The organism is Streptomyces sp. URMC 129, from assembly GCF_051386415.1.
Classification (GTDB): domain Bacteria; phylum Actinomycetota; class Actinomycetes; order Streptomycetales; family Streptomycetaceae; genus Streptomyces.
In genome coordinates this window covers 1-1518 of record NZ_JBPQTQ010000270.1, presented here as the reverse complement: position 1 = coordinate 1518, position 1518 = coordinate 1, and the positions used below count along the sequence as shown (strand labels likewise).

The 1518-nt window shown below is 74.4% G+C and carries 1 protein-coding gene; it reads left to right on the top strand.

What is annotated here, in order from left to right; all coding sequences use genetic code 11:
• Positions 1–95: 95 nt before the first annotated feature.
• Positions 96–1518 (top strand): MFS transporter (locus tag ACSNOC_RS27695; protein WP_436750322.1); only part of this gene is annotated, 1423 nt, incomplete at its 3' end.

Here is a 1518-nt window from a genome sequence, read left to right as displayed (position 1 = left end):
CAGCCCCTCGGCCGCGCGCTCGAACGCCTCCCTGACCTCGTCGGTGCACCGTCGCGCCGCCGCCAGGATGATCGCCCACCCTCTGTGGAGGAGTCATGCAGGAACCGGCCCCCCGCGGCCTCGTCGTCTGGACGCTGCTGATCACCAGCGCGGCCACGTTCATGTCCGCCCTGGACAACCTGGTGGTCACCACCGCGCTCCCCGTCCTCCGCGACGACCTCGGCGGCGATCTGTCCGACCTGGAGTGGATCGTCAACGGCTACACGCTCCCCTTCGCCTGCCTCCTGCTGCTCGGCGCCGCCCTCGGCGACCGGTTCGGCCGCCGCAGGGTCTTCGGCTTCGGCGTCGCCCTCTTCACCCTCGCCTCCGCCGGCGCCGCCCTCGCCGGCTCCACCGAGGTCCTGATCGCCGCCCGCGCCGCGCAGGGCGCGGGAGCGGCGGTCATCCTGCCGCTGAGCCTCACCCTCATCTCCGCCGTCGTGCCGCGGGAGCGGCGCGGTGTCGCGTTCGGCATCTGGGGCGCCGTCAGCGGCCTGGCCATCGCCAGTGGCCCGCTCGTCGGCGGCGCCATCACCGAACACCTCTCCTGGCAGTGGATCTTCTGGCTGAACATCCCCGTCGGCCTCGCCGTCCTGCCGCTGATCCGCCTGCGCCTCACCGAGAGCCGCGGCCCCAACGACCGCCTCGACCTCGTCGGCACCGCCCTGGCCAGCACCGGCCTCTTCGGCGTCGTCCTGTCCATCGTGCGCGGCCACGAGCACGGCTGGACCTCCGGCCAGGTGCTGGCCGGCTTCCTGCTCGGCGGCCTGCTGCTGGGCGCGTTCGTCGCCTGGGAACGGCGCACGCCCCACCCCATGCTGCCCATGCGCTTCTTCCGCTCCCGCACCTTCACCGCCGTCAACGCCGCCAGCCTGCTGATGTACGTCGGGATGTTCGGCTCGATCTTCCTGCTCACCCAGTTCCTCCAGCTCATCCAGGGCTACAACCCGCAGGAGGCCGGGCTCCGGATGCTGCCGTGGACCGCCGCGCCGCTCCTGATCGCCCCGATCGCCGGCGCCCTCACCGACCGCGTCGGCGGCCGGCCCATCGTGGCCTCGGGGCTGGCACTGATGGCCGGCGGCATCGGCTGGTTCGCCCTGCTCGCCGAGCCGGACGTGAGCTACGGCAGCCAGGTGCCCGCCTTCGTGCTCTGCGGCATCGGCATGGCGATGTTCTTCGCGCCCACCGGCGCCATGGTGATGGGGGCCGTCCCGCCCGGCCAGGAGGGCATCGCCTCCGGCGTGAACAACGCCCTCCGCGAGGTCGGCGGCGCCCTGGGCGTCGCGCTGCTCGCCTCCGTCTTCGCGAGCCAGGGCGGCTACGAGACCCCGCGGGCCTTCACCGACGGCCTGGTCCCCGCCCTGTGGATCGCGGTGGCCGCGCTGCTGACCGCCACGGCCGCGATCCTGCTCGTGCCGCGCTCCCGCCGGGCGTCCGCCGTCGGCCCCGCCGACGGCCCCGCCCGCCCGGCCCCGGTGG